The following is a 2,528-nucleotide window of genomic DNA, read 5'->3' as shown; positions in this document are numbered from 1 at the left end:
AATTACTGCTAAATTATCCTAATGCATTCCCTTCCAGTGACGCACTACGGGCGCATATTCAATTAGAATTGACCGAGTCTGAGCTATTACAGCCTGCCACTTACCATCCGGTCAGTTCGTTTTATTCTGATGTCATAAATAAGGTACCAGAGGTTGAGCGGTTTGCTTGTGTTTCTCTTGTCTCCACCGCTGCAGAGAAACTGGTTTCGCTGCTACGCCGAACGGCAGTTGCAACCCGTTATACAGAGCGGAAGGATGACGATCAGTTAATACGCCATGCTTACGATCTTTATCAGATTAAAACTGAGTTAGACAATAAGGCAGAATTTAAGCAATTAATCGATGCAGTGATCGAGACTGACGTGGTTCAATTTGGTGAACAACACCCGGAGTTCAAAGCCGATCCCTGCAAAGAGTTACTATTTGGTCTGGCCCAGTTAGAGGAATCTAAATATGCTGAACGTTATAAACGATTTATCGGGCCTTTAGTGTATCACCCTCAACCTGTAGCTTGGCCTGATGCCCTCAAAATGGTTCAATTGCTAACACAGCAGCATATCGGCTGATATTGCGTGCTTGTGAGTATTGAGGGGACTGGCTGTCATGTCTATAAATCAAGCTGATCCTAAACGCTTCGACAGTGTTGCTACTATTGATGCTAGATTGGCAGAAATTGAGTATGAAAAAAGTGCTTTATTGGCTCGCAAGGAATCTTTACTCAGGTTAACTCCGACCGACGATAGTAGCTTAAACTTAACCCCAACGCAGAAGGTTGCGATTTTTCGTAATTTATTCCGTGGGCGTCAGGATATTTTCGCCAATCGTTGGCAAAACCAACAAGGGCGGGCAGGTTACTCTGTTGCCTGTAACAACGAGTGGGTACAGGGAATTTGTAATAAGCCGCGTATAAAGTGCATGGATTGCCAGCATCGGCAATTCCGTGAGTTAAACGATCAGATTATTTACCGCCATCTGGCGGGTCAACAAGTGGTTGGTTTGTATCCGTTACTCCAAGACAACACCTGCTTTTTGTTGGCTGTCGATTTTGATAAAGGCCATTGGCAAGACGAAGTTAAGGCAATCGCAAAAGTCTGTGCGGATTTGGAAATCCCCCACGTAATTGAAATATCCCGCTCCGGGCAGGGTGCACACCTTTGGATTTTTTTTGAAGGTAGAGTTCCAGCTAGTGAGGCTCGATTACTGGGGTTTGCGCTGCTTGATAAAGCTATGGAGATCTTTCCAAACCTGTCATTTGATTCCTACGACAGATTATTCCCGAATCAGGATGTGTTACCAGAGGGCGGTTTTGGCAATTTAATTGCGTTACCGCTGCAGCGTGAAGCCAGACAAGCAGGTAACAGCTCATTTGTTGATGCAGAACTGAAATTGATAAAAGATCAGTGGCAGCACCTGGCGCAAATAAGACGTCTTAAACAACAAGAGTTAACCAAACTACTCAGCCAGCTATCCTCAAATACGCCACTGCAAAAAGAGCAACAAGTGCCTGACAATCGCCCACCTTGGGAAGCTAATGCAAAACCTGGTCCCTTGCTCCTGGATAATCCGCCAGCGCAGTTGGCAGTTACGCTGGCTGACCGAGTTTATTTTGAGCTGAGTACACTACCCAATTTACTGGCAGCTCGACTAAAACGCTTTGCCAGCTTTTCTAACCCCGTATTTTTTAAAACTCAGGCACTACGTTTTTCTACTAATGGTATTCCCAGATTTATTTCATGCGCCCAGATTGAGCAAGGCTATCTGTCGTTGCCAAGGGGCTGTCTGGATGAGGCGATTGCTTTGCTCACTGAGAGTAAAATTGCCGTGTTAATTGATGACAAGCGTACGACAGGTGAAAAGCTTGTTGGTCTAAAACCGTTGATGACGCTTAGACCAAACCAGAAAATTGCAGTTAAGGAGATGACCAAACACGATACGGGTACTTTGCATGCCCCTACGGCATTTGGCAAAACCGTAACGGCGATTGGTATTATCGCGAAGCGTAAAGTAAATACTTTAATTCTGGTACATAGCCGTCAGTTGCTGGAGCAATGGCAGGAGCGTCTACGCTCATTTCTACCTGAAACTGAAATTGGTGTGATCGCTGGTGGCAAGAGAAAGCCCACTGGCGTTATTGATATTGCAACCTATCAAAGCTTAATCAACCTGAAGGACAACACCATTCTGCCGTTGGTACAGGATTATGGCCACGTTATAGTGGACGAATGCCATCATGTTTCTGCCCCGCGCTTTGAAATGGTGTTAAACGAGGTTCGAGCGAAATATGTGCTGGGTCTAACGGCAACGCCAGACAGACAAGATGGTCATCAGAAAATCATTTTCATGGCGGCAGGGCCGATCAGGCATAAAGTCAAATCACAGACTGATGAACAATTTGAGCAGGAGGTGCAGGTGCATCAGCTGCAAGATACTGAGCAGCAGCACGCGTTACTGACCGAAGAGCGACCGAAAGTAGCCGACGTGTATCGGTTGATTATGGAAAGCGAAAGGCGCACCAATCGAATTGTGGC

General features: G+C 45.8%; 2 protein-coding genes. Both read left to right on the top strand.

The annotated features are described in order from the left end of the window. Positions 1 to 566: nucleotidyl transferase AbiEii/AbiGii toxin family protein (locus V7D78_RS17020; protein WP_333609646.1), on the top strand; the 566-nt coding region annotated here is incomplete at its 5' end. A 37-nt stretch (positions 567 to 603) separates the two neighbouring features. Next, positions 604 to 2,528 (top strand): TOTE conflict system archaeo-eukaryotic primase domain-containing protein (locus tag V7D78_RS17015; RefSeq protein ID WP_333609645.1); only part of this gene is annotated, 1,925 nt, incomplete at its 3' end.

It is taken from the genome of Arsukibacterium sp., assembly GCF_036735525.1.
In the GTDB taxonomy this organism is placed as follows: Bacteria; Pseudomonadota; Gammaproteobacteria; order Enterobacterales; family Alteromonadaceae; genus Alishewanella.
The sequence above is the reverse complement of the archived record's forward strand: the minus strand, read 5'-3'. Positions and strand labels throughout refer to the sequence as shown.